Origin of the sequence: Streptomyces sp. NPDC051913 (genome assembly GCF_044593635.1) — a bacterium.
Taxonomy (GTDB): domain Bacteria; phylum Actinomycetota; class Actinomycetes; order Streptomycetales; family Streptomycetaceae; genus Streptomyces.
This window is the reverse complement of sequence record NZ_JBIUCI010000005.1, coordinates 663,550-688,170: the sequence shown is the minus strand read 5'-3', so window position 1 is coordinate 688,170 and position 24,621 is coordinate 663,550. Positions and strand designations below refer to the sequence as shown.

Annotated in this window: 20 protein-coding genes; 13 read left to right on the top strand and 7 right to left on the bottom strand. The window is 71.0% G+C overall.

Features of this window, described 5'->3' with window-relative positions; all coding sequences use genetic code 11:
- The first annotated feature begins 113 nt into the window (after positions 1-113).
- Genes iolC through mmsA form a run of 5 tightly spaced genes read left to right on the top strand, consistent with a single transcriptional unit; the run spans position 114 to position 6,162 of the window.
- Positions 114-1,064 carry a 5-dehydro-2-deoxygluconokinase gene (gene iolC, locus ACIHIX_RS19280; protein ID WP_399957229.1) on the top strand — a complete coding sequence of 317 codons (951 nt, stop codon included), beginning with the start codon at positions 114-116 and terminating at the stop codon, positions 1,062-1,064.
- Positions 1,061-1,942, top strand: a complete 882-nt coding sequence (locus ACIHIX_RS19275; RefSeq protein ID WP_399957226.1) for a deoxyribose-phosphate aldolase — start codon at positions 1,061-1,063, stop codon at positions 1,940-1,942. Before iolC ends, ACIHIX_RS19275 begins: the two co-directional genes overlap by 4 nt.
- A 7-nt stretch (positions 1,943-1,949) precedes the next feature.
- Positions 1,950-2,762, top strand: a complete 813-nt coding sequence (gene iolB, locus ACIHIX_RS19270; protein ID WP_399957224.1) for a 5-deoxy-glucuronate isomerase — start codon at positions 1,950-1,952, stop codon at positions 2,760-2,762.
- A complete protein-coding gene (iolD, locus tag ACIHIX_RS19265; RefSeq protein WP_399957221.1) occupies positions 2,759-4,645 on the top strand; it encodes a 3D-(3,5/4)-trihydroxycyclohexane-1,2-dione acylhydrolase (decyclizing) in 1,887 nt (628 codons plus the stop codon). Before iolB ends, iolD begins: the two co-directional genes overlap by 4 nt.
- Positions 4,646-4,659: 14 nt before the next feature.
- The gene (gene mmsA / locus ACIHIX_RS19260; protein WP_399957218.1) at positions 4,660-6,162 is read left to right on the top strand and encodes a CoA-acylating methylmalonate-semialdehyde dehydrogenase; all 1,503 of its coding nucleotides are present in this window, start codon (positions 4,660-4,662) and stop codon (positions 6,160-6,162) included.
- A gap of 55 nt (positions 6,163-6,217) precedes the next feature.
- On the opposite strand, the gene ACIHIX_RS19255 is transcribed toward mmsA, so the two are convergent.
- Positions 6,218-7,051: a hypothetical protein gene (locus tag ACIHIX_RS19255; protein WP_399957215.1), complete on the bottom strand. Its 834-nt coding sequence runs from the start codon at positions 7,049-7,051 to the stop codon at positions 6,218-6,220.
- A 288-nt stretch (positions 7,052-7,339) separates the two neighbouring features.
- Between ACIHIX_RS19255 and ACIHIX_RS19250 the strand changes: the two genes are divergently transcribed.
- Positions 7,340-8,743 (top strand): APC family permease, encoded by a 1,404-nt coding sequence (locus tag ACIHIX_RS19250; RefSeq protein ID WP_399957212.1) that lies wholly within the window; start codon positions 7,340-7,342, stop codon positions 8,741-8,743.
- A gap of 204 nt (positions 8,744-8,947) precedes the next feature.
- On the opposite strand, the gene ACIHIX_RS19245 is transcribed toward ACIHIX_RS19250, so the two are convergent.
- Entirely contained in the window at positions 8,948-10,315 is a 1,368-nt protein-coding gene (locus ACIHIX_RS19245; protein ID WP_399957209.1) for a condensation domain-containing protein, read from the bottom strand.
- Between the two features lie 234 nt (positions 10,316-10,549).
- Here ACIHIX_RS19245 and ACIHIX_RS19240 point away from each other — a divergent pair, with 234 nt between their 5' ends.
- The 4 genes from ACIHIX_RS19240 (at position 10,550) to ACIHIX_RS19225 (ending at position 17,796) form a co-directional block, all read left to right on the top strand.
- Positions 10,550-13,246: an alpha/beta fold hydrolase gene (locus ACIHIX_RS19240; RefSeq protein WP_399957206.1), complete on the top strand. Its 2,697-nt coding sequence runs from the start codon at positions 10,550-10,552 to the stop codon at positions 13,244-13,246.
- Positions 13,243-14,097 (top strand): ABC transporter permease, encoded by an 855-nt coding sequence (locus tag ACIHIX_RS19235; protein ID WP_399957203.1) that lies wholly within the window; start codon positions 13,243-13,245, stop codon positions 14,095-14,097. The genes ACIHIX_RS19240 and ACIHIX_RS19235 overlap by 4 nt, the downstream gene beginning before the upstream one ends.
- 147 nt (positions 14,098-14,244) lie before the next feature.
- Positions 14,245-15,777 (top strand): von Willebrand factor type A domain-containing protein, encoded by a 1,533-nt coding sequence (locus ACIHIX_RS19230; RefSeq protein ID WP_399957200.1) that lies wholly within the window; start codon positions 14,245-14,247, stop codon positions 15,775-15,777.
- Positions 15,778-15,870: 93 nt separating this feature from the next.
- On the top strand, positions 15,871-17,796 hold the full coding sequence (locus tag ACIHIX_RS19225) for an AMP-dependent synthetase/ligase (protein WP_399957197.1): 1,926 nt from the start codon (positions 15,871-15,873) through the stop codon (positions 17,794-17,796).
- Between the two features lie 74 nt (positions 17,797-17,870).
- Here ACIHIX_RS19225 and ACIHIX_RS19220 read toward each other — a convergent pair whose 3' ends face one another.
- The 3 genes from ACIHIX_RS19220 to ACIHIX_RS19210 all read right to left on the bottom strand — a co-directional run bounded on the left by ACIHIX_RS19220 (position 17,871) and on the right by ACIHIX_RS19210 (position 19,929).
- On the bottom strand, positions 17,871-18,266 hold the full coding sequence (locus ACIHIX_RS19220) for a rodlin (RefSeq protein ID WP_126277034.1): 396 nt from the start codon (positions 18,264-18,266) through the stop codon (positions 17,871-17,873).
- 135 nt (positions 18,267-18,401) lie between these two features.
- Complete coding sequence (locus ACIHIX_RS19215; RefSeq protein WP_399957195.1) at positions 18,402-19,427, bottom strand: LCP family protein; 1,026 nt, start codon at positions 19,425-19,427, stop codon at positions 18,402-18,404.
- Between the two features lie 103 nt (positions 19,428-19,530).
- Entirely contained in the window at positions 19,531-19,929 is a 399-nt protein-coding gene (locus ACIHIX_RS19210; protein ID WP_399957193.1) for a rodlin, read from the bottom strand.
- A 261-nt stretch (positions 19,930-20,190) separates the two neighbouring features.
- Between ACIHIX_RS19210 and ACIHIX_RS19205 the strand changes: the two genes are divergently transcribed.
- From ACIHIX_RS19205 to ACIHIX_RS19195, 3 genes are all read left to right on the top strand, one after another.
- Positions 20,191-20,592 (top strand): rodlin, encoded by a 402-nt coding sequence (locus ACIHIX_RS19205; protein WP_399957191.1) that lies wholly within the window; start codon positions 20,191-20,193, stop codon positions 20,590-20,592.
- A gap of 246 nt (positions 20,593-20,838) precedes the next feature.
- Complete coding sequence (gene chpD / locus ACIHIX_RS19200; protein ID WP_399957188.1) at positions 20,839-21,066, top strand: chaplin ChpD; 228 nt, start codon at positions 20,839-20,841, stop codon at positions 21,064-21,066.
- A 107-nt stretch (positions 21,067-21,173) separates the two neighbouring features.
- Positions 21,174-21,998, top strand: a complete 825-nt coding sequence (locus ACIHIX_RS19195; RefSeq protein ID WP_399957185.1) for a chaplin — start codon at positions 21,174-21,176, stop codon at positions 21,996-21,998.
- A gap of 64 nt (positions 21,999-22,062) precedes the next feature.
- Here the strand turns inward: ACIHIX_RS19195 and ACIHIX_RS19190 are convergent, their stop codons facing one another.
- Both ACIHIX_RS19190 and ACIHIX_RS19185 read right to left on the bottom strand, forming a co-directional pair.
- Positions 22,063-23,316: an NAD(P)-binding domain-containing protein gene (locus ACIHIX_RS19190; RefSeq protein ID WP_399957183.1), complete on the bottom strand. Its 1,254-nt coding sequence runs from the start codon at positions 23,314-23,316 to the stop codon at positions 22,063-22,065.
- The gene (locus ACIHIX_RS19185; protein ID WP_399957180.1) at positions 23,316-24,590 is read right to left on the bottom strand and encodes an ATP-grasp domain-containing protein; all 1,275 of its coding nucleotides are present in this window, start codon (positions 24,588-24,590) and stop codon (positions 23,316-23,318) included. The genes ACIHIX_RS19190 and ACIHIX_RS19185 overlap by 1 nt, the downstream gene beginning before the upstream one ends.
- Between the last annotated feature and the right edge of the window lie 31 nt (positions 24,591-24,621).

Here is a 24,621-nt window from a genome sequence, read left to right as displayed (position 1 = left end):
AATGTCTGGACAAAACATTGACAGGGCTCCGTCCGGGGGACTAGAAAGCCGTGGAGAGCCGATACGAAGCCCGGGGCGGGACGCGATGGTCCGACCGGCATGAAGGGAACTCGATGGCGTACGACCTGATCACCATGGGGCGGATCGGAGTGGACCTCTATCCGCTGCAGACGGGCGTCCCACTGCCGCAGGTGTCGTCCTTCGGCAAGTTCCTCGGCGGCTCGGCGACGAACGTCGCGGTCGCCGCGGCCCGGCTGGGACGGCGGACCGCGGTGATCACCCGCACCGGCGACGACCCCTTCGGCACCTACCTCCACGAGGCACTGAAGGACTTCGGCGTGGACGACCGCTGGGTCACCCCGGTACCCGGCCTGCCCACCCCGGTCGTCTTCTGCGAGATCTTCCCGCCGGACGACTTCCCGCTGTACTTCTACCGGCAGCCCAAGGCCCCCGACCTGGAGATCGACGCCCACGAGCTCGACCTCGACGCCATCCGCGAGGCCCGCGTCTTCTGGGTCACCGGCACCGGCCTGAGCGAGGAGCCCAGCCGTACGGCGACCCTCGCGGCCCTCGCCCACCGGGCCAAGGCCGGCCTCACGGTCTTCGACCTCGACTGGCGCCCCATGTTCTGGAAAGACCCGGACGCGGCCCGCCCCTTCTACGCCGAGGCCCTCAAGCACACCACCGTCGCCGTCGGGAACCTCGACGAGGTCGAGGTCGCCACGGGCGTCCGCGAGCCCCGCGCCGCCGCCGAGGCGCTCCTTGACGCCGGGGTCGAGATCGCCGTCGTCAAGCAGGGCCCCAAGGGCGTCCTGGCCGTCGACCGGAACGGGAACTCCGCCGAGGTCCCGCCCCTGCCGGTCGACGTCCTCAACGGGCTCGGCGCCGGAGACGCCTTCGGCGGCTCCCTCTGCCACGGCCTGCTCGAAGGCTGGGACCTGGAGAAGATCATGCGGCACGCCAACGCGGCCGGCGCGATCGTCGCCTCCCGCCTGGAGTGCAGCTCCGCCATGCCGACACCGGCCGAGATCGAGTCCGCGATCGCGGCGGGAGCTGTCAAGTGAGCGTCGACATCACCGAACTCGTCCGCCTGCGCGCCGAACGCCCCGAGGCGATCGCCGAGGCCGCGGACCGCCGCACCCGCAGGTCCCTGCTGAACGACAGCGGCCGTCTGATGATCGTCGCCGCCGACCACCCCGCCCGGGGAGCGCTCGGTGTCGGCGGCAACAGCATGGCCATGGCCAACCGCGCCGACCTGCTCGAACGTCTCTGCCTGGCGCTCTCCCGCCCCGGCGTCGACGGCGTCCTCGCGACCGCTGACATCCTCGACGACCTGCTGCTGCTCGGCGCGCTCGACGGCAAGGTCGTCATGGGCTCGATGAACCGCGGCGGCCTCCAGGGCGCCCGCTTCGAACTCGACGACCGCTTCACCGGCCACCGCGCCGAGGACATCGAGCGGCTCGGCTTCGACGCCGGCAAACTGCTTCTCCGTATCGACTACGACGACCCGGGCTCCCTCACCACCATGGAGTCCACCGCCCGCGCCATCGACGACATGGCCGCGCGCCGACTCCCGATCTTCGTCGAGCCGTTCATCAGCAGCCGGACGGACGCGGGCAAGGTCAGGAACGACCTCTCCGCCGAGGCCGTCACCCGCTCCATCGCCATCGCCTCGGGCCTGGGTGGCAGTTCGGCCTACACCTGGCTGAAGGTGCCGGTCACCGAGAACCCCGACGACATGGCCGAGGTCATGGCCACCTCCACGCTCCCCGCGGTCCTGCTGGGCGGCGAGGTCGGTGACGACCAGGACGGGGCGTACGAGAAGTGGCGGGGCGCGCTCCAACTGCCCACCGTGCGCGGACTCGTGGTCGGCCGTTCGCTGCTCTACCCGGCGGACGGGGACGTGGCCGCCGCCGTGGACACCGCCGTCGGACTGCTGTGAGGGCCGCATGAGTAACGATCTCTACATCCCCAAGGGTTCCTCCACCAACTCCCTGTACACAGTGGACATCGACCCGAAGCGGGCCGGTTGGACGCACTCCAGTCTGCGGATCGTCGCGCTGGAACCCGGTGGCACGCACAGCTTCACCACCGGCGACAGCGAGTGGATCGTGCTTCCGCTGGAAGGCGGATGTACCGTACAAACAGAAGAAAACGAATTCCAACTCCTGGGCAGGGAAAGCGTGTTCGCGTCGGTCTCCGACTTCGCGTACGTGCCCCGCGACGCCCGGGCAACGATCGCCTCCGGCGCGGGAGGCCGCTTCGCCCTGGCAGGAGCGAAGTGCGAGCGACGACTCCCCGCCCGCTACGGCCCCGCGCCGGAGGTCCCCACCGAGGAACGCGGCAGCGGCAACCGGCTGCGCCACGTCCGCAACTTCGCCTCCGCCGACGCCTTCGACTGCGACAAGCTGATCGCCGTCGAGGTCATCACCCCCGGCGGCAACTGGTCCTCGTACCCGCCCCACAAGCACGACGAGCACCGGCCGGGCGTGGAAGCGGAGCTGGAGGAGATCTACTACTTCGAGATCGACGGCCCGAACGGTTTCGGCTATCAGCGCGTATCCCCTTCCCGTGAGGGCGGATCGGACGTCCTCACGGAGGTCCGCTCCGGTGACGCCGTCCTCGTCCCCGACGGATGGCACGGCCCGTCGATCGCCCAGCCCGACCACGACATGTACTACCTGAACGTCATGGCGGGCCCGGGGGAGACACGGGAGTGGCGGATCTGCTTCCACCCGGACCACACGGAGGGTTACCGATGACTCCGACCACGACCCGGCTGACCGTCGCCCAGGCGCTCGTCCGCTTCCTCGCCGCCCAGTACACCGAACGCGACGGTGTACGGCAGCGGTTGATCTCCGCGACCTGGGGCATCTTCGGCCACGGAAACGTCGCCGGGCTCGGCCAGGCGCTCGTCGAGTACGCCGACGACATGCCGTACCACCAGGGCCGCAACGAGCAGTCGATGGTGCACGCGGCCGTCGGCTACGCCCGCCAGTCCAACCGTCTCTCCACCCACGCCGTCACGACCTCCATCGGCCCCGGCGCCACCAACCTGGTCACCGGCGCCGCGCTCGCCACGATCAACCACCTCCCGGTCCTGCTGCTGCCCGGCGACATCTTCGCCACCCGCCCCGCCGACCCGGTCCTCCAGCAGCTGGAGGTCCCCTACGCGGGCGACCTCAGCGTCAACGACTGTCTGCGCCCGGTGTCGAGGTTCTTCGACCGGGTGACCCGCCCGGAGGCCCTGATCCCGGCCGCCCTCCAGGCCATGCGGGTCCTCACCGACCCCGTCGAGACCGGCGCGGTCACCCTCGCCCTCCCGCAGGACGTCCAGGCCGAGGCGTACGACTGGCCCGACGAGTTCTTCGCCGAGCGCACCTGGGTCGTACGACGTCCGGGCGCCGATCCCACCGAACTCGCCGAGGCGGTCCGGGCGATCAGGTCGGCCCGACGCCCGCTGATCGTCGCGGGCGGCGGAGTCCACCACAGCCGCGCCGAGGAGGCCCTCGCCGAGTTCGCCGAGGCCACCGGCGTCCCCGTCGCCTCCACCCAGGCAGGCAAGGGCTCGCTGCGTCACGACCACCCCCAGGACGTCGGCGGCGTCGGCCACACCGGCACCGCCACCGCCAACGAACTCGCCCGCCAGGCCGACCTGGTGATCGGTGTCGGCACCCGCTACACCGACTTCACCACCGCCTCCGGGACATTGTTCGAGGCGCCCGGAGTCCGCTTCCTCAACCTCAACATCGCGCCCTTCGACGGCCACAAGCTCGGGGGACAGCCCCTGGTCGCGGACGCCCGCAGCGGCCTCGCGGAGCTGACCGAGGCCCTGGGCATGCACGGGCACAAGGTCGCCGACGCGTACGTCACCGAGTACACCGAGGACAAGCAGCGCTGGGAGCACCGCGTCGACGCCTGCTACGAGGCCGACGAGATAGACGTGCGCCCCACCCAGCCGCAGGTCCTCGGCGCCCTGGACGCGCTGGTGGACGAGAGCGACATCATCATCAACGCGGCCGGTTCCCTCCCCGGCGACCTGCACAAACTGTGGCGGGCGCGGTCCCGGGACCAGTACCACCTGGAGTACGGCTACTCCTGCATGGGCTACGAGATCCCGGCCGCGATCGGCGTGAAGATGGCCGCCCCCGAGCGCAATGTCTGGGCGCTCGTCGGCGACGGGACCTACCTCATGATGCCGACCGAGATCGTGACCGCCGTCCAGGAGGGCGTCGCGATCAAGATGCTGCTCATCCAGAACCACGGGTACGCCTCGATCGGCGGCCTGTCGGAGTCGGTGGGCGGCGAGCGGTTCGGCACCGCGTACCGGTACCAGTCGGACGACGGTACCTACACCGGGGCCCCGCTCCCGGTGGACCTGGCCGCCAACGCGGCCAGTCTGGGCATGCGCGTGCTGCGCGCGAAGACCGTGGGTGACCTGCGCGAGGCCCTCGCGCAGGCACGCGCGGCGGACACTCCCACATGTGTCTACGTCGAGACCGAAACGGCAGACACAGTGTCGGGCGCGCCTCCGGCGCAAGCCTGGTGGGATGTACCTGTGGCCGAGACCGCGACCCGACCGTCCGCGGTGAAGGCACGAGAGCTGTACGACCGGCACGTCTCTACCCGACGCCGCCATCTGTGAAGGAGCAACTGGGCATGACGAAGATCGTCAACCACTGGATCGGCGGCAAGACCGTCGAAGGCGCGTCGGGCAACTACGGGCCGGTCACCGACCCCGCCACCGGCGCGGTCACCACCAAGGTCGCGTTCGCCTCCGTCGACGAGGTCGACTCCGCGGTCGCCGCCGCCAAGGACGCGTTCGCCACCTGGGGCACCTCGTCCCTCGCCAAGCGGACCACCATCCTCTTCAAGTTCCGGGCGCTCCTGGAGGCGAACCGGGACGCGATCGCCGAGCTGATCACCGCCGAGCACGGCAAGGTGCACAGCGACGCGCTGGGCGAGGTCGCGCGCGGCCTGGAGATCGTCGACCTGGCGTGTGGCATCACCGTGCAGCTGAAGGGCGAACTGTCGACCGAGGTCGCCAGCCGCGTGGACGTCGCCTCGATCCGCCAGCCGCTCGGTGTCGTCGCCGGCATCACGCCGTTCAACTTCCCGGCGATGGTCCCGATGTGGATGTTCCCGATCGCCATCGCGACCGGCAACACCTTCGTGCTGAAGCCGTCCGAGAAGGACCCGTCGGCCTCCCTCAAGATCGCCGAGCTGCTGGCCGAGGCCGGTCTGCCCGACGGCGTCTTCAACGTCGTCCACGGCGACAAGGTGGCCGTCGACCGCCTGCTCGAGCACCCGGACGTCAAGGCCGTCTCCTTCGTCGGCTCGACCCCGATCGCCCGCTACATCCACACCACGGCCTCGGCGAACGGCAAGCGCGTCCAGGCCCTCGGCGGCGCCAAGAACCACATGCTGGTCCTCCCGGACGCCGACCTCGACGCGGCGGCGGACGCGGCCGTCTCGGCGGCCTACGGCTCCGCGGGCGAGCGCTGCATGGCCATCTCGGCCGTCGTCGCCGTCGGCTCGATCGGCGACGAGCTGGTGGACAAGATCCGCGAGCGCGCCGAGAAGATCAAGATCGGCCCCGGCAACGACCCGACCTCGGAGATGGGCCCGCTCATCACCAAGGTCCACCGCGACAAGGTGGCGTCCTACGTCACCGGCGCCGCGGCCGAGGGCTGCGAGGTCGTCCTGGACGGCTCCGGCTACACGGTCGAGGGCTTCGAGGACGGCCACTGGATCGGCATCTCGCTCCTCGACAAGGTGCCGACCACCGCGAAGGCCTACCAGGACGAGATCTTCGGCCCCGTCCTGACCGTCCTGCGCGTCGACACGTACGAGGAGGGCCTGGCCCTCATCAACGCCTCGCCCTTCGGCAACGGCACCGCGATCTTCACCCGGGACGGCGGCGCCGCCCGCCGCTTCCAGCTGGAGGTCGAGGCAGGCATGGTCGGCGTGAACGTCCCGATCCCGGTCCCCGTCGGCTACCACAGCTTCGGTGGCTGGAAGGACTCGCTCTTCGGCGACCACCACATCTACGGCAACGACGGCACCCACTTCTACACCCGCGGCAAGGTCGTCACGACCCGCTGGCCCGACCCGGCCGACGCCCCGGCGGGCGTGGACCTGGGCTTCCCGCGCAACCACTGAGCGAGTGAGCACCGAGCCCGGGCACCTGAAGGCAGGTGCCCGGGCTCGGTCATGCCTACTGCTGCTCCTGCATGTCCTTGATCGCCTGGGTCATGTCGGCGGTCTCCGCGGCCGGGGGAGCCTTGACCTCAGCGGTCTTGCCGAACTTCTCGAAGTCCATGGTGACCTTCATGGCCCCCATCTCCTGCTTGAGCCGGACCGGCAGATCATCGGCCCCGACCCAGACCTCCATGGAGATCGAGGTCATGCCGCCGGTCGCCGAGCCCGCGAGGGTGTTCTCGTCGCCGAGGGCCTCCGCGAACTTGCCCAGCTGGTCCTTGCCGAGCACTGCCCGGTAGTGGGTCGTGCTCCGTCCGTTGAGGGTCTCCTTGCCGAGGTTCTCGACGTCCTTGGCGTACTTGAGGCCCTTCATGGACGCCGACGGGCTGCCGTTGCTGCCGCTGAGGGCCTGGGCGCCGGACTCGCCGAAGACGGCGGAGCCGTCGATCTTCATCCACTCCTTGCCCTCCAGCGGGCCGGAGGGCTGCGGGTCCACGTCGTAGTAGTAGGCGCCGTCCACGAACAGGACACGGACGGACGGGTCGTCGGTCAGCGTCTGCATCTGGGCGGCCTTGGTGTCCATCTCGACGTCGTAGGCGAATCCGTCGCCCCACGAGTACGTGCCGTCCATGGCGATCGGGGTGCCGGTGCCTATGTCGGTCGACATCTTCACCTGGGCCGACCCGAGCTCCTCGGTCCGGTCCGTGGCCCGGGCGAGCGCCGCCATGATCGCGTCGGTCTTGTCGACCGCCTCGGCCGCCTGCTTCACGGAGTCGGCGCCACAGGCCGACGTGGCCACGAGTGCCGCCGCCGTGAACCCCACCCAGGCAGCCGTGTGCTTCACCTTCATCTGTCCCCACCCCACGCTGTGCAATCTGTGCGTCAACTGTGACTGGTGATGCTAGCGGGAGCCACTGACTTGTTCGCATTCCGGACGCACTAACGATTTTTTGACGCCCGAGCTGCGATTCCCGTACAGCCGCAAAAAGCGGAATAGCTTGACTCGAATTGACGTAAAGGCGAGTTGGGGCGACTTCGATCTACGGATTCCGTAGGCAAACACCTATTGACGTGCTGGTTTCGTCAGGGTTCGATGCAGCGCAATCCACTGCACGCCGACGTCGATGGGAACCGCCGTATGACCGACACGCTCCGCCCTGTCGACACCACCGCGCTCCCCGACGCCCCGGAGGCCGGGCAGCGGAAGCTCAAGCGTTCGATCGGGGTCGTCGGCGGAACCCTCCTCACGCTCTCCTGCGTGACACCCGCCTCCACGCTCTTCGTGGTCGTCCCCGACCTCTTCGGCTCCCTCGGCACCGCGACCGCCCTCACGATCGCGATCGGCTCCCTGCTCTGTATCGCCGTGGCGTTCTGCTACTCCGAGCTCGGCACCCTCATCCCGAGCGCGGGCGGCGAGTACGCGATGGTCTCGACGATGGCGGGCCGCCTCGCGGGCTGGCTGGTCTTCGTCCTGTCCCTCCTGGTCGTGATGATCGTGCCGCCGGTGATCGCGATGGGCACGGCCGACTACCTGGCCCCCGTGATCCACCTGGACCCGTCCCTCGCGGGTGCCGGAGTGATGCTCCTGGCCACCCTCGCCGGCCTCCTCGACCTGCGCGCCAACGCCTGGATCACCGGTGTCTTCCTGGTCCTGGAGGTCATCGCGGCGGCGGTCGTCGCGGTCCTGGGCTTCGCCCACGCCGAGCGCGGCGCCGGCAGCCTGGTGTCGATGCAGGTGGCGGGGTCGGGAGGCGGCACGGACACGGTGACGGCCATGCTGGTGGTCTCCGGTCTGGCGATCGCCCTGTTCGTCACCCAGGGCTTCTCCACGGCCGTCTACCTCTCCGAGGAACTGGAGAACCCGCGCCGCAACGTCGCCCGCACGGTCCTCGCCACCCTCGCCATCTCCTCGGTGATCATCCTGGTCCCGGTGGTGGCGATCACCATGGGCGCGAGCGACCTGTCGGAACTGACCGGCGGCGACATCAGCGGCATGGTCACGGCCTGGTCCAACTCGGCGGTCGGCACCTTCGTCAGCCTCTGCGTCGCCCTCGCGATCATCAACGCGGGCATCGTCATGGTCATCCAGAACTCCCGTGTCCTGTTCGCCTCGGCCCGCGACAAGGCCTGGCCCCAGCCGGTCAACAACGTCTTCTCCAAGCTCGGCCGCTTCGGCTCCCCGTGGGTCGCCACCCTCGCGGTCGGCATCCCCGGCGCGGCCCTCTGCTTCGTCAACCTGGACACCCTGTACGGCGTGACCGGCGTCTCGGTCACGGGCATGTACCTGCTGGTGGCGGTGGCGGCCCTGCTGGCCCGCAGGGGCAGCCACCGGCACACGCCGGCCTGGCGGATGCCCCTGTGGCCCGCGGTGCCCGTCCTGCTGATCGGAGTCCTGGCGTACATCCTCAGCCAGCAGGAGACGCAGTACCTCCTGTGGACGGGCGGCATCACGGCGGCGGCGACCCTCTACTGGGCCCTCTATCTGCGCCCGCGCAGGGACACCCGCTGGCTGGTGGAGATCCCCGAGGACGAACTCGCCTAGGGCCTGTCCGGCGGATCAGGTCGCAGGAAAGCGCGGCATCTCATTGACGCCGGTGAGCGGGGCCTGGGGCGTCCAGCTGCAAGGCGGAGGAGGGCGGCGACGCGGAGCGTCGGCAACCGACGACAACGCCGCGGCTGGGCGTCCCAGGCCCCGCGTCTGCGACCTGATCCGCCGGACAGGCCCTAGACCGGGCCGCCGGCGTTCTCAGTCGCCCACCGACACCATCAACGCCCGCAGCCTCTCCACGTACAGCCGCATGTTCTTGTAGGCGACGTCCGTGTCCGGGTACCGGCAGGCGAACCACACCCCGTCGGGCAGCCGGTTCAGCCACACGCACACCTGGTCCCCGTACGACACCCGGATCAGCCCGTACGCCGACAGCGCGTCCCACCGCTCGGCCCCCGGCAGGGCGCGCGCGTCGGTGAACGACACGATGGAGTACAGGTCGGGCGAGGTGGGCCGGAAGTCGGTGCCCAGCAGGCGCAGCATGCGGGCGAGCGGCATCCGGGACAGCGGCCGGGCGGCCTGCAACTGCGCCCGTACGGCCGGCAGGGCGCTCGGGAAGTCGGCGGGCACCGGCACCTCGATGGGTGCCCCGCCGACGTACCACCCGACGGAGTCGGACCACTGGGACTTCACCCGGGTGTGGAAGGGCACCACCGTCCGGTAGACGGACGCGCCCCCGATCTCCCCGGCGATCAGCGCGGTGGCGGCGAGGACCCCGACCAGGCTCCCGCCGTACGGCCGGCAGTACGCCTCGAAGGCTGCCGCCTCCCCGGGACCCACGAGCATCTCGCACATCATCTTCTGCTCGGGCAGCGGACCACCTGGCTCCACCCCCAGGTCCAGGGGGAAGTTCGGCAGCGTCCCGTCGCACCGCCGGATGAACTCCCGCCAGCGCCCGACCGCCTCGTGGTCGGCGTCGATCCGGTCCGCGTCGGCCCGCTCGATCCGGCAGAAGTCGATGTAACTGCTCACCGGCGCCCCGTCGGCCACGCCCCCGCCCGCGTACAGCTCATGGATCTCCGACGGGATCCGGTAGATCGAGTACGCGTCGACGTTGCTGTGGTCGAACGCCATGTACACACTCGTCGAGTCGTCCCGTACGACCGCCGCGTAGATCAGGTTCGGCCAGCGCAGCGCGTCCGCGGTGACGTCGAAGCGGTCCTGGAGGTGCCGGACCAGCGCGGTCGCGTCCGTGAACTCCCCGGCCTCCTCCCGGCGCAGGGACACGTCCCGCGCGTCCAGCGTGAACCGCCGCAGCGCGTCCCCGTCCGTCCGGAACCCGCTGCGCAGCGTCTCGTGCCGCAGCGTCCACGCGCGCAGGGCGCCCTCCAGGGCGTCGAGGTCGACCGGCCCCGGGAGGTCGAAGGCGGCACCGAGCCAGGTCGGGACGAAGAGACCGTCCTCGCGCACGGTCCGGGCGGTCCTGATGTGCGACTCCTGGATGTACGCCGGTGGCCGGGTGTCCTCCGGCAGCCCCCGCGCCGCCGCCACGGTCGCCGGACTGAGCGTCCACTCGACGAGCCGTCCGGGCCGGATCTCACAGCGCTGGATGTCGGTGATACGCACGAGGGCGTCTCCATTCGCAAAGGGGCGGACCCTCAAGCGAAGACGGCGCTTGCCGCGGACACGCCCACTTTCGCGGCTTTTCAATGCATCGGGTGGTACCTCGAACACTGTTCCTCGTCCATCGAAGTACTTCGAGCGCGGTATGCGCGAGGACCGGCGTACGCCCGTAGGAGGTCGGCGGGTTCGGTCTGTGGTCGATAACTCCCCGACAGCTTCAGCCCGTACCGTTGAAGCATGGATCTTCGACTGCGAGGGCTGCCGCGGCGGCCCCGGCGACTGCTGGCCGCCGGGGCCGCCGTCGTCGTACTCGCGGGGGCCGGTACCTGGACGGCGGTCGCCGACGACGACCCGTCCCCGGTACGCGCGACCGACCAGGTCATGGCGGTGAACGGCGTCCGCATAGACACCTCGTACTTCACGTCCGGCACCTCGGGACGCCGCCCCGCCGTCCTGCTGGGCCACGGCTTCGGCGGCTCCAAGGACGACGTACGCCAACAGGCCGAGGACCTGGCCCGGGACGGCTACGCGGTCCTCACCTGGTCGGCGAGAGGCTTCGGCAGGTCGACGGGCAAGGTGGGTCTCAACGACCCCGACGCCGAGGTCGCCGACGTCTCGAAGCTGATCGACTGGCTGGCGAAGCAGCCCCAGGTCCAGCTCGACAAGGCGGGCGACCCGCGGGTGGGCATGGCCGGCGGCTCCTACGGCGGAGCCATCGCCCTCCTCACCGCGGGCCATGACGACCGCGTCGACGCCATCGCCCCCGCGATCACCTACTGGAACCTCTCGGACGCCCTCTTCCCGAACGGCGTCTTCAAGAAGCTCTGGGCCGGCATCTTCGTGAACACGGGCGGCGGCTGCGACCAGTTCGAACCACAGCTCTGCCAGATGTACGACCGCGTCGCGGAGTCCGGCACCCCGGACGCCCAGGCCGAGCGGATGCTCACCGAACGCTCCCCCTCCGCGGTCGGCGACAAGATCGACGTCCCCACCCTCCTCCTCCAGGGCCAGACCGACTCCCTCTTCACCCTGGACCAGTCCGACGCCGCCGCGAAGGCGATCAAGGCCAACGGCGCCCCCGTGGACGTCGACTGGATCGCGGGCGGCCACGACGGCGGCGACATGGAGACGAGCCGCGTCCAGGCCCGCGTCGAATCCTGGTTCGACCGCTACCTCAAGAACGAGAAGTCCACGGACACCGGCCCCGCCTTCCGCGTCACCCGCACCGGCGGCGTCGACTCCACCGACGGCGCCGCCCAGCTGCGCGGCGCGAGCTCCGACACCTACCCCGGCCTGCACAGCGGCGACCGCCGGATCGCCCTGACCGGCCGCCAGGAACAGCAGGTCACCAACCCGGCCGGGGCCAACCCGCCCGGCGTCTCCGCCCTCCCCGGCCTCGGCGGCGCGGGCGGCCTCTCCCAGCTCTCCTCCCTCGGCGTCGGCGTCTCCCTCGACTTCCCGGGCCAGTACGCCCGCTTCGACTCCGCGCCCGTCACCGACGACCTCCGCATCACCGGCGCCCCGACGGCCACGGTCCACGTGAAGTCCACGTCCGACGACGCCGTCCTGTTCGCCAAGCTGTACGACGTCGGCGCCGACGGCACCCAACAGGTGCTGCCGTCCCAGCTGGTGACCCCCCTGCGCATCGAGGACGCCAAGTCCGGCAAGGACGTCACGGTCACCCTGCCGGCGATCGACCACCACATCGAGAAGGGCCACCGCCTGCGCCTGGTCCTCGCCTCCACGGACCTCGGCTACGCCTCACCGGCGGCCCCGGCGACGTACACCGTCTCCCTCAAGGGCGACCTGACGGTCCCGACCGCCCCCGGCGTGAAGACCGCCGCCGCCCCGCTGCCCTCCTGGGTGTGGTGGCTGCCCCTCGCGGGCGCGGCCTTCGCCCTCGCCCTCCTCCTCACGGCCCGCCGCCGCACCGCCACCCCCGCCCCGGACCCGGAGCTGTCCGACGTCCCGCTCCAGATCACGGACCTGAGCAAGAAGTACCCCGGCAGCGACCGCTACAGCGTCCGCGACCTCTCCTTCCGCGTCGAGAAGGGCCAGGTCCTGGGCCTCCTCGGCCCGAACGGGGCCGGCAAGACCACGTCCCTGCGCATGCTGATGGGCCTGATCAAGCCGGACGACGGCGAGATCCGCGTCTTCGGCCACGCCATCCGCCCGGGCGCCCCGGTCCTCTCCCGGGTCGGCGCCTTCGTCGAGGGCGCCGGCTTCCTGCCGCACCTCTCCGGCCGGGAGAACCTGGAGCTGTACTGGGCGGCGACCGGCCGCCCGCCCGAGGACGCCCACCTGGACGAGGCGCTGGAGATCGCCGGCCTCGGCGACGCCCTCGCCCGCGCGGTCCGCACCTACTCCCAGGGGATGCGCCAGCGCCTCGCCATCGCCCAGGCCATGCTCGGCCTCCCCGACCTCCTCATCCTCGACGAACCCACCAACGGCCTCGACCCGCCCCAGATCCGCGAGATGCGCGAGGTGATGATCCGCTACGCGGCAGCCGGCCGCACGGTCATCGTCTCCAGCCACCTCCTGGCGGAGGTCGAACAGACCTGCACCCACCTGGTGGTGATGGACCGCGGCCAACTGGTCCAGGCGGGCCCGGTAAGCGAGATCATCGGCGCAGGCGACACGTTGATGATCGGCCTGGCAGCAGACATCACGGACCCCCTCCTGGAAAAGGTGGAGGCCCTACCCCAGATCGCTTCGGCGACAAGAACAGAGGCCGGCCTCTTGGTACGCCTGGCGGTAACGCCGCAAAGGGGCGTGGGGAACCGCGCGACCAGCCCCAACGAACCCGCAGACGAACAACAACCAGCCGCCGCCCTACTCGTAGACCTGGTCCGCCTAGAGGTACCGGTCGCCTCCCTGACCCCCCACCGCCGCCTGGAGGACGCCTTCCTCACCCTGATCGGAGGCTCCGCATGACCACGCTCACCGAGACCGCCTCCGGCTACCAGCCCCGCCACACCCTCCCCCTCCGCGTAGAACTGATCCGCCAGCTCAAACGCCGCCGCACGATGGTGATGTTCGGCATCCTCGCCGCGCTCCCGTTCGTGCTGCTGATCGCGTTCGCGATCGGCGGCGAGCCCGGCGGCCGCAACAACACCGTCTCCCTGATGGACACGGCGACGGCGTCCGGCGCCAACTTCGCCGCCGTCAACCTGTTCGTGTCGGCGGGCTTCCTGCTCGTCATCCCGGTGGCCCTGTTCTGCGGCGACACGGTCGCGTCGGAGGCCGGCTGGTCCTCCCTGCGCTATCTCCTCGCGGCCCCCGTACCCCGGGCCCGCCTCCTCTGGTCCAAGCTCGTCGTCGGCCTCGGCCTCAGCCTGGCCGCGATGATCCTGCTGCCGCTCGTGGCGGTGGCCGTCGGTACGGCCGCCTACGGCTGGGGCCCGCTGGAGATCCCGACGGGCGGCTCCCTCGCACCGGGCACCGCGGCCGGACGCCTCGTGATCGTCGTGGCGTTCATCTTCGTCTCCCAACTGGTCACCGCGGGACTGGCGTTCTGGCTCTCGACTCGCACCGACGCCCCGCTCGGCGCGGTCGGCGGCGCGGTGGGCCTCACGATCGTCGGCAACGTCCTGGACGCCGTCACCGCCCTCGGCGACTGGCGCGACTTCCTGCCCGCGCACTGGCAGTTCGCGTGGGCGGACGCCGTACAGCCCAGCATGGAGTGGTCCGGCATGATCCAGGGGACCGCGGTCTCGGTAACGTACGCCCTCGTGCTGTTCGCGCTGGCCTTCCGCGGTTTCGCCCGCAAGGACGTGGTGTCCTAGGTCAACGGAAGATCACCTACCGGTCTCGACATCCCGCCTTCGTGCCCTCTTCGAGACGCTTCCGCAACGCTCCGTAGCGCACGTTCCGGCCCCCTGGCCCGTCACAGTCACAGAAGTCGACGTCAACGGACCAAGGGGGCACGGAAGATGGAGCAGTATCGAATACGACGCCTGCGCGCGGCGTTGCTCGCGGTGACCGCGGTGAGCGGCCTGCTGCTGACCGGGTGCAGCGGATCGGACGACAGCGGCAGCAAGGCGTCGGACGGTTCCCGCAGCGGCGGATACGCCCCCGCGCCCGAGGGCGAACAGAAGGGCACCCCGGACGGCTCGGAGGAGGACTCCCGAGAGGTCGCTCCTTCCCCCGACTACCTCTCCACCTTCGCCCTGGACGTCGACACCGCCTCCTACGGCTACGCCCGCCGCACCCTCGCCGACGGCCGGCTGCCCGACCCCTCGACGGTCCGGCCCGAGGAGTTCGTCAACAGCTTCCGCCAGGACTACGACCGCCCCGACGGCAACGGTTTCACGGTCACCGTCGACGGCGCCCGCACCACCGAGGACGACTGGTCCCTGGTCCGCGTCGGCCTCGCCACCCGCACCGCCGAGGACACCGACGAACGCCCGCCCGCCGCCCTCACCTTCGTCATCGACGTCTCCGGATCCATGGACGAGCCCGGCCGCCTCGACCTCGCCAAGGAATCCCTGGACACGATGACGGACCAGCTCCGGGACGACGACTCGGTCGCCCTGGTCACCTTCAGCGACGAGGCCGAGAAGGTCCTGCCGATGACCCGGCTCGACGGCAACCGCGGTGAGGTCCACGACGCCATCGACAGCCTGGAACCCCAGGACTCCACCAACCTCGGCGCGGGCGTCGAGACCGGCTACGAGACCGCCGAGGACGGCCTGCGCGACGGGGCCACCAACCGTGTCGTCCTCATCTCCGACGCCCTCGCCAACACCGGCGACACCGACGCGGACACCATCCTCGAACGCGTCTCCGGCGAACGCCGCGAGCACGGCATCACCCTCTTCGGTGTCGGCGTCGGCAGCGACTACGGCGACGAACTGATGGAACAGCTCGCCGACCGGGGGGACGGCCACACCGCCTACGTCTCCGACGAGGAGGACGCCCGCAAGGTCTTCGTCGAGCAACTCCCGCAGAACGTCGACCTGACCGCCCGCGACGCCAAGGCCCAGGTTGCCTTCGACCCAGAGACGGTCAAGGAGTTCCGCCTGGTCGGCTACGACGACCGCCAGGTCGCCGACGACGACTTCCGTGACGACAGCGTCGACGGCGGCGAGATCGGCCCCGGCCACACCGTCACCGCCCTCTACGCCGTCCGCACGAGGGAGGGCGCCGACGGCCACCTCGCGACGGCGAGTGTCCGCTGGCTCGACCCCGAGACCCGCGATCCCCACGAGGAATCGGGCCAGTTGGAGACCGAGGCGCTGGACTCCTCGGTCCACCGGGCGAGTTCCCGCTTCCAGGTCACCACCCTGGCCGCCTACTTCGCCGACACCCTGCGCGCCACGAACGGCGACCGCACCTCCCTGCCCGGCTGCCCCTCCCTGTCCGAACTGAGCGACCAGGCGCAGGACTTGGCCCACAGCACCGAAGACGAGGACGTGACACAACTGGCTGACGCGATCAGTGACGCCCGCCGCCTCCGCGACTGACTCGCACACCCGTCCAAGTGCCGCACGCCCCATTGACCTTTCCTTACGCGTGAGTAAGTTGACGTCCCAGTCAGCGCCGACCGGGGAGCCGTCATGGGCGTACGCAAGGATCTGAAGCGGGCGAGACAACGCACCGACCTGGCGGTCCGCACCAGGGTCGAGACCGTCAGGGACGAGCACGGAGTGATCCGCGAGGCCCGTACCGCACCCCTCGCGCCGACCGCCCCGACCGGCAGCACCGCCGACATCCCGTACACCAACGCGGCCGAGGCCCCCGACGCCGTGGTCCTGCGCCGCAGGCAAGGCACCACCTGGCAGCCCGTCACGGCCGCCGCGTTCGCCTCCGAAGTCACCGCCGTGGCCAAGGGGTTGATCGCGGCGGGCCTCGAACCGGGCGGCCGGGTCGCGGTGATGTCCCGCACCCGCTACGAGTGGACGGTCCTGGACTTCGCGATCTGGGCGGCCGGCGGCCAGAGCGTCCCGATCTACGCCACCTCCTCGGCGGAGCAGGTGGAGTGGATCGTCCGCGACTCGGGCGCCCGCTTCGTCGTCACGGAGACCGCGGAGAACGCCGACACGGTGACCACCGGCTCCGCCCGCCACCAGGACCCGCCGCACATCTGGCAGTTGGAGCCCCAGGGCCTCGCCGAACTGAAGGAGCTCGGCCGTGACCTCCCCGACGAGGAGGTCACCAAACGCCGCACGAGCCTGACCCCCGCCACCGTCGCGACGATCTGCTACACCTCCGGCACCACCGGCAAACCGAAGGGCTGCGTCCTCACCCACGCCAACCTGTACGCCGAGGCCGCCAACACCGTCGAACTGCTCCACCCCATCTTCAAGGAGGTCACCCGCCAGACCGCCTCCACCCTCCTCTTCCTCCCCCTCGCCCACATCCTCGGCCGCACCCTCCAGATCGCCTGTCTGATGGGCCGCATCGAGATCGGCCACTGTCCGAGCATCAAGCCCGACGAACTCCGGCCCGCGCTCAAGGAGTTCCGCCCGACCTTCCTCGTCGGCGTCCCCTACCTCTTCGAGAAGATCCACGACACCGGCCGGGCCACCGCCGAGAAGCTCGGCCGCGCCGCCTCCTTCGACCGCGCCCACCGCATCGGCGTCCGCTTCGGCGAGCGGTACCTGGAGAAGTTCCTCGGCCGCGGCAAGGGCCCAGGACCCGGCCTCTACGCAGCCTGGGCCCTGTACGACCTCCTGGTCTACCGCCGGGTCCGCAAGGAACTCGGCGGCCGCATGCGCTACGCCATCAGCGGCGGCTCCCCGCTGGACCGCGACCTCAACCTGTTCTTCTACGCGGCCGGGATCATCGTCTACGAGGGCTACGGCCTGACCGAGACCAGCGCCGCCGCCACCATCGTCCCGCCCCTCGCACCCCGCCCCGGCACGGTCGGCGTCCCGGTCCCCGGCACCGCCGTGCGCATCGCCGACGACGGCGAGGTGCTCGTCAAGGGCGGCATCGTCTTCGGCGCGTACTGGAACAACCCGGCCGCCACCGACGCCGCCCTGACCGACGACTGGTTCGCCACCGGCGACCTCGGCTCCCTGGACGCGGACGGCTACCTCACCATCACCGGCCGCAAGAAGGACATCCTCGTCACCTCCGGCGGCAAGAACGTCTCCCCGGCCGTCCTGGAGGACCGGCTGCGCAGTCGCTCACCGGTCGGCCAATGCCTCGTCGTCGGCGACAACCGCCCCTTCGTCGCCGCCCTGATCACCCTCGACCCGGAGGCCGTCGCCCACTGGCTGGCGGTCCGCGGACGCCCCGCCGACACCCCGCTGTCCGGGCTCGTGACCGACCCCGCGCTGCGCGCCGCCGTCCAGAAGGCGGTGGACCACGCCAACGGGGCCGTCTCCCGCGCCGAGTCGATCCGCGCCTTCACCCTGGTCGAGGGCGAGTTCACCGAGGACAACGGCCTGCTCACCCCGTCCCTGAAGGTCAAGCGGCACGCGGTCCTCGCCGCCTACGCCGACGAGATCGAGGCGATCTACCGCAAGCAGAAGTAGCCGCACACGCCGGAACAGCCGAACGGCGGGCCACCGGAGGAACCGGTGACCCGCCGTGGCGGGAGATCCGAGGATCAGCCGTTGCCCTGGCCGTTGCCGGAGAGGGCCGAGATGTCGTCCAGGATGTGCGACAGCGGCTCGTCACCCTTGGCCTGGGTGGAGTTCTCGACACACTGCTGGTTCTGCGGCGCCGACAGGATCGGCACGTCCTGGAGCACACCGACGGCGGCGACGCCGACGAGGCCCTGGAGGTTCAGCTTCGCCGGCAGGCCGACACACGGCTTGTTCAGCGAACCCTGGACCAGCGAGAGCTGCGGGCTCATGTCGCCGAAGGTCGCCGAGTTGCCGAACTCCTGCGAGGCGCCGTTGCCACTGGCGGACGTGGTGCCGTCGTCGCCGATGGCCATGGCGGGCGAGCCGGCACCGACGACGGTGGCGGCGATAGCCGCGGTTGCCCACAGCTTCTTCATGTTCATTCCCTTCGAAAAGCGGACTCCGGTGAGGAGCTGCGTGATCATCAACGGCGGGACCCCGGCCGGGGTTGCGCTCTTTGCCCCGATTGGCCCAGCGCGCACGCGGGCCGCCCGGGCGCCCCTGCCGCGCGCTCACCCGCAGGTGAACCGGCTGCCGCGCACCGGGGCGTAGCCCATCAGGCTGGGCGGGTCCTTGGGCTTGGGATCGGCGTCGGCCTTCATCAGCGGCCGGTCGGCGCGCAGCTTCGCGAACATCGCGTCCGCCCGCTTGCGGTCCCAGGCCAGCGTCGATCCGATGTCGGGCCTGGTCTCGTTGAATCCGGCGATCGGCACGGTCGTGAACTCCAGGGCCCGCGCCGGCACCTTGTCCAGCGCCGCCGCCAACTGCACCAGCTCGCCCGCGTCGAAGCCCTGCTCGACCTGCCCTGACCCGACCAAGGTGTTCACCACGCGCGCCATGCCCACCGGATCGGTCAGCGCCTTCTTCGCCCTGAGCCCGCTCAGGGCGTTCACCAGGAACCGCTGCTGGCGCTGGATCCGTCCGAGGTCGGCACTGCGGTCGACGTGCCGGGAGCGCACGTACTGCAGCGCCCGCCCCCCGGTCAGCCGGTGCTTGCCGGGCTTGAGGTTCAGCTTGGTGGCCGAGTCCTTCAGCGTCCGCGGCGTGCACACCCGCACCCCGTCGACGTCGTTCACGGCGTCGATGAAGCGCCGGAAGTCCACCTGGAGATACCGGTCGACCGGTACCCCGGTCATCGACTCGACCGTGGCGATGGTGAGTGCGGGACCGCCCTCGGCGTAGGCGCCGTTGATCTTCGCGGGATGCGTCCCGCGTTCCTCGCCGCTGGACTCGTCGCGGTACGGCGGGATGTCCGCGTAGGAGTCGCGGGGCATGCTCACCACGCTGACCCGGTCCCGGCGTGCGGAGACGTGGATCAGCATCAGGACGTCGGTGCAGTTGCAGGCGATGCCGCCGGCGTGGAACTTGCGCTTCTCGGCGGCCGTGATGGTGTCCCGGCCGTCCGTGCCCATCAGCACGATGTTCAGGGGGCGGGGAGCCTGCCGCTCGGGGAAGGGCGAGGCGCCGAGCAGGGTCGAGGCGGCAGCGAGGACGAGTACGGGGATGGCCAGGGAAGAAAGGGTTCTCTTCGTCGTCACGCGACGCACGCTAGAACAGCGGGCCGCCGGGAGACCGGCGGCCCGCTGATGGGGGCTCAGATTGCAGCCCCAGGGCTCAGCGAACGGAGCCCCTGAGGACGGCTCAGTGGTTGCCCGTGCCGTTGCCCGCCAGGACGGAGATGTCGTCCAGGATGTGCGACAGCGGCTCGTCGCCCTTGGCCTGGGTGGAGTTCTCGACACACTGCTGGTTCTGCGGGGCCGACAGGATCGGCACGTCCTGCAGAACGCCGACGGCGGCGAGGCCGAGGATCCCCTGGAGGTTCGCCTTGGCCGGCAGGCCGATGCAGGGCTTGTTGAGCGAGCCCTGGATGAGCGCCATCTGCGGGCTCATGTTGCCGTACGTGGCCGAGTTGCCGAACGACTGGTGTGCACCGTTGCCGCTGGCGGAGGTGGTGCCGTCGTTCCCGATGGCCATGGCGGGGGAGGCGACACCGACGACGGAAGCGGCGACCGCGGCGGTAGCCAGAACCTTCTTGATCACTTGCTAGTCCCTTCTGAGGAAACCCCGTCCACCGGAGCGCACTGGTCAACTCCCCGGACTCCGCTTGGTTCCTGGCATTCACTCCGATGGCCCACAAAGGCGTCCTGGGGGGCGGAGTTCGGGGGCGCCGGGACCTTTCCGTGAATTCGCCGTGCGTACGCGGCCCGATCGAGTGAAGCCTCGAAACCATTCCCCGTGCAGCGGGTTGATGCGGAAGCAGAGCATGCGTCGTGGTGATGCACGCCAGGAAAGGAAACCCAAATGCTGAAGAAGGCAATGGCCGCTGCGGCGGTCGCCGCCTCCGTCGTCGGTGCGGCCTCCCCGGCCATGGCCATCGGGAACGACGGCACCACCTCGGCGAGCGGCAACGAGGCCGGCTCGAAGTTCGGGAACTCGATCACCAAGGGCGACATGAGCCCGCAGGCCACGCTGGTGCAGGGCACCGCCAACAAGCTCTGTGTCGGCCTGCCGGCCAAGGCGAACGCCCAGGCCATCCTCGGTATCATCGCCGCCGTCGGGGTGGCCCAGGACGTGCCGGTCCTGTCGGCCGCGCAGAACCAGCAGTGCGCCGAGAACGCGACCCAGGCCAAGGGTGACGAGCCGGTCTCGCACATCCTGGACGACATCTCCCTCCTGGCGGGCAACGGAACGGGCAACCACTGATCCGTCGGCTCGACGGAGCTCGGATCTGAACGGCTCGGGCCGCCTGTTTCCCCGCGGGCTGCCCGAGCCTTTTCCGCCACCCAGGCGAAGCGTTTCTCCTCATATGGGGGACCGGTGTCAATTCTGTGAAGGCGTTCGAGTGAATTACCAGACGCCACACGTTCCGTAGTTTCTTCGGCTGTCTATCCCTCGTTTACAGCCTGCAGGTCACGTCATTGGGGCATGACCGCAGAGAAGGGATAGCTCATGAAGAAGACCGCTGCTGTCGTCGCGGGCGCGATCATGGCCCTGGGTATGGCCGCCCCCGCATTCGCCGACGCGGGTGCCGAGGGCGCCGCTGTCGGTTCGCCGGGCGTTCTCTCGGGCAACGTGGTCCAGGTCCCGATCCACGTGCCGATCAACGTGTGCGGCAACTCGATCGACGTCATCGGCCTGCTGAACCCCGCGTTCGGCAACACCTGCATCAACGACTGACGTCGTAACGCATCGGCCGCTCCGGCCGTGTGACAGCCGGCCTTGGACTGCTTCCTCGCCGTCCAGGGTCGGCTTTTCCCACTTCTTCAAGCAGGAAGACAACGAGATTGCGACAGACCCTGAGTAGGGGAATGGTCGCGGCCGCCGCCGCGACAAGCATTCTGTCCCTGTGCGGCAGCAGTCCCGCCCTCGCCGACTCGGACGCGAGCGGGACGACCAAGGACTCGCCCGGTGTCCTGTCCGGCAACAACGTCCAGGTCCCGGTCGACGCGCCGGTGAACGCGTGCGGCAACTCGATCGACGCCGTGGCACTGCTGAACCCCGCGTTCGGCAACTCCTGCGCCAACGACTCGGGTTCACCCCGGGGCGGGTCGTACGGCGAACCGTACGGCGGCGGCGACTCCGGTCACGGCTCCGAGCACGGCACGTCCGGCTCCGGCTCCTCGACGCACGGCCACACCGCGGGCTCACCCGGTGTGGGCTCCGGCAACAACGCCGGTGTGCCGGTCGACGTGCCGGTGAACGCGTGCGGGAACACCGCGGACGTGATCAGCGGGCTCAACCCCGCGTTCGGCAACGACTGCGACAGCGGTGGTTACGGCGACGAGCACACCGCGCCGCCGTACGGCGGGGAGGACACGCCCACGCCCACCCCGCCCAACGGTGGCGGCCACCCGTCGCCGACACCGTCGCCGCCCTCGACGCCGTCGCCGACCCCGCCGAACGGTGGCGACCACCCGTGGACGCCCACGCCCACGCCGCCCACCAACGGGGAGCAGCCCACGCCCCCCGGGCCGCACGGTCCGCCGCCTCAGCTCGCCGACACCGGCAGCAGCAGCGAGGCCCTGCTCGCCGCGTCCGGTGCCAGCGCCGCGCTCATCGCGGCCGGGGCCGTCCTGTACCGCCGAGGCCGAGCCGCGTCCCGCCGCTGACGCGCCGGGTGCCGGACCCCCCGTCCGGCACCCGCGCCAGGCACCCGCAGCCGCTCCCTCGGCCTCACCGTCGTGCCGTCTCCGATGCCCCGTGGCGGGTCGGGGCCGGGACCAGGGCGGGGCCCGTGCGCAGGCGGCGCTGGACGCCTCGTACCAGGGCGTTCGCCGTGTAGGTCGCGCCGTGGACGAAGCGCATCGCCGGGCCGAAGCCGGAGGCGGTGGTGAGGCCGGCCAGGAACAGGCCGGGGTGGGAGGGCGACTCGAAGTCCCGGCCGACCTCCGGAGTGCCGTCGGCGCCCGTCGCCAGGGCCGTGCGCAGATCGGCGGAGAGGAGGGCGAGGCGGTCGGCCGTCGGCTTGAAACCCGTCGCGGCGACGACGTGTTCCGTTTCCAGGGTGCCCAGGGATCCGGTGCCGTCGGTGACGTCCATCCGCAGCCCGCCCGGCACCGCACGCGCCGCCGCCACCTCGTGGCCCAGCAGCACCTCCACGGCCGGCTCCACCCGGTCCCGCACCCACCAGGCGCCGGCCGGACCCAGTGCCGTCGCCGCGATCCTCGCCCGCGTCGGCTCCGGGAGCCGGTGGAAGAGGCCGGGGCGCTCGGCGTAGAACCAGTTGCGCCAGCCGCAGCCCAGGCCGCTGAGCGGGGAGCGGACCGACCGCCACCACGGGCGCTCCCAGGGCGGGGGCACGTCGTTCCAGCGCAGCTCACCGGCGCGGGCCAGCACCCGTACCCGCGTGCCCTGTTCGGAGAGCAGCGCGGCCGTCTCCAGCGCCGCCTGACCACCGCCGACGACCGTGACGTCCCGGCCCCGGAAGCGGTCCAGGTCGCCGTGGTGGCTGCTGTGTGTCACGAGGGACGCGTCCAGGCCGGTGAGGGCCGTCGGGATCGCCACGAACGGCATGACCCCGACGGCGAGTGCGACCGTACGGGCGGACAGCACCTCCCCGTCGTCGGTGACCGCCTCGAAGCCGCCGGCGGACCGGACGACCCGGGTGACCATGCGCTCGTCCACCTCGGGCCCGGCGTTGCGGGCGAACCACAGGCCGTACTCGGCGAACACCTCCACCGGGATCGGCTCCCCGTGCCGGACGGTCATGCCCCGCTCGGCGCAGTAGGAGTCCAGGCGCCAGCGGCGCCCGGGGTCGGAGAGGTTGGACGCCCACGGCTCCGACTTCAGGAACATCCCGCGGGGCATGTGGTCGCGCCAGGACGCCATGGGCCGCCCGAAGACGCCCACCCGCAGCCCGGCGGCCACGGCGTGGGACGCGATGGACAGGCCGTACGGGCCCGCGCCCACCACCAGCAGGTCGTACATCAGTGACTGCTCGCTTTCTCGTCGTCCGACAGGTCGCTCAGCTCCGGCGCGGATCCCTGGCGCACCACCCGCGCGCGTGCCAGGTCGACGGGTGGGGTGCACAGCCTGCGCAACCGTTCCAGGACGCGCCGGGACACGTGCCGGGCCCACAAGGCCCACATCGTCCAGCCGGGCCGCCGGTCGTCCGGGGCGCACCAGGCCAGCTCCCGGCCGTGGGCCGCCGGGCGCAGCGCGGTCAACGGGGCGTAGTTCTCCACCACGAACTCCCGCCCGACCCGCGGCACCCCGTCCGGCAGCGGACGGTGCGTCAGGTCCAGGTGCAGCGCGCGTACGACGTCCAGGCCCGCGGAGTCGCAGAACAGCCGGAACTGGGCGCCGGGGCGCGGGTTGAAGTCCAGGAGGTGCGGAACGCCCCCGGCGCCGTGGCGGAAGTCGAGGTCGAAGATGCCGCGGTAGCCCAGCTCACCGGTGATCCGCTCGGCGAGCGCCTGCACCGTCGCGTCCGGCGTCCACCGCCCCACCGCCGTCAACCCGGCGCCGCGCGGCCAGGACGCGAGCTTCACCCCGGCACCGCCGCCGCGGACGGCGCCCGCGCGGCCGGCGTATCCGTGGCAGAAGCGGTCGCCGTCGGGGCCGGGCGGCAGGAACGCCTGGAGCAGCAGCCGGCTGCCCGCCTCCGCGGAACGCAGGTACAGCTCCCGCGCCTCGTGCGCGGAGCGCAGCAGGACCGTGCTGCGCAGCCCGCTCCCGGCCGGCAGCAGCCAGGGCCTGCTCCACTTCGCCACCACCGGCAGCCCGAGGTGCCAGGCGGCGCTCGCGGCGTCGGCGGGGCTGTCCGGGATCAGGGTGAGCGGGTGCGGTACGTCCACGGACGCGCACAGCGCGGCCAGTTCCGCCTTGTCGGCGACCCGTTCGGCCAGCGGGCCCGGTGTCGCCGGCAGCAGATAGGAGGGCGCCAGCTCCGCGCGCAGCGCGCTCACCGCGACCGCGCTCGCGTCGTCCATCGGGATCAGTACCGCGGGGCGGGAGATCCGGGCGGCGACCCGGCGCAGGGCCACGGCGATGTCGGCCGCGGGCGCGCCCGGTGGCGGCGGGGGATGGATCTGTCGTACAAAACGCGATCGGGCCACCGGACTTCCGGCGGAATCCGCGATCACATGCACCTCCACTCCGGCCCGGCCGAGCGAGCGCACGGCTCCCAGCGTTCCGTGGTGAAAGGGATTCGGGTCGATCCGCAGCAGAACGGCGGGGACGCGGGTGTCGAACAGCGACACGGATTCCATTCCTTCGGTTGTTTCACCCGTG

Bases quoted from the DNA above. Each gene is read 5' to 3' on its own strand.
- iolC (WP_399957229.1), top strand. From the start codon at position 114: ATGGCGTACGACCTGATCACCATGGGGCGGATCGGAGTGGACCTCTAT.
- chpD (WP_399957188.1), top strand. From the start codon at position 20,839: ATGAAGAAGACCGCTGCTGTCGTCGCGGGCGCGATCATGGCCCTGGGT.
- ACIHIX_RS19235 (WP_399957203.1), top strand. From the start codon at position 13,243: ATGACCACGCTCACCGAGACCGCCTCCGGCTACCAGCCCCGCCACACC.
- ACIHIX_RS19255 (WP_399957215.1), bottom strand. From the start codon at position 7,051: ATGAAGGTGAAGCACACGGCTGCCTGGGTGGGGTTCACGGCGGCGGCA.
- ACIHIX_RS19250 (WP_399957212.1), top strand. From the start codon at position 7,340: ATGACCGACACGCTCCGCCCTGTCGACACCACCGCGCTCCCCGACGCC.
- ACIHIX_RS19205 (WP_399957191.1), top strand. From the start codon at position 20,191: ATGCTGAAGAAGGCAATGGCCGCTGCGGCGGTCGCCGCCTCCGTCGTC.
- ACIHIX_RS19220 (WP_126277034.1), bottom strand. From the start codon at position 18,266: ATGAAGAAGCTGTGGGCAACCGCGGCTATCGCCGCCACCGTCGTCGGT.
- ACIHIX_RS19190 (WP_399957183.1), bottom strand. From the start codon at position 23,316: ATGTACGACCTGCTGGTGGTGGGCGCGGGCCCGTACGGCCTGTCCATC.
- iolD (WP_399957221.1), top strand. From the start codon at position 2,759: ATGACTCCGACCACGACCCGGCTGACCGTCGCCCAGGCGCTCGTCCGC.
- iolB (WP_399957224.1), top strand. From the start codon at position 1,950: ATGAGTAACGATCTCTACATCCCCAAGGGTTCCTCCACCAACTCCCTG.
- ACIHIX_RS19240 (WP_399957206.1), top strand. From the start codon at position 10,550: ATGGATCTTCGACTGCGAGGGCTGCCGCGGCGGCCCCGGCGACTGCTG.
- ACIHIX_RS19230 (WP_399957200.1), top strand. From the start codon at position 14,245: ATGGAGCAGTATCGAATACGACGCCTGCGCGCGGCGTTGCTCGCGGTG.
- mmsA (WP_399957218.1), top strand. From the start codon at position 4,660: ATGACGAAGATCGTCAACCACTGGATCGGCGGCAAGACCGTCGAAGGC.
- ACIHIX_RS19225 (WP_399957197.1), top strand. From the start codon at position 15,871: ATGGGCGTACGCAAGGATCTGAAGCGGGCGAGACAACGCACCGACCTG.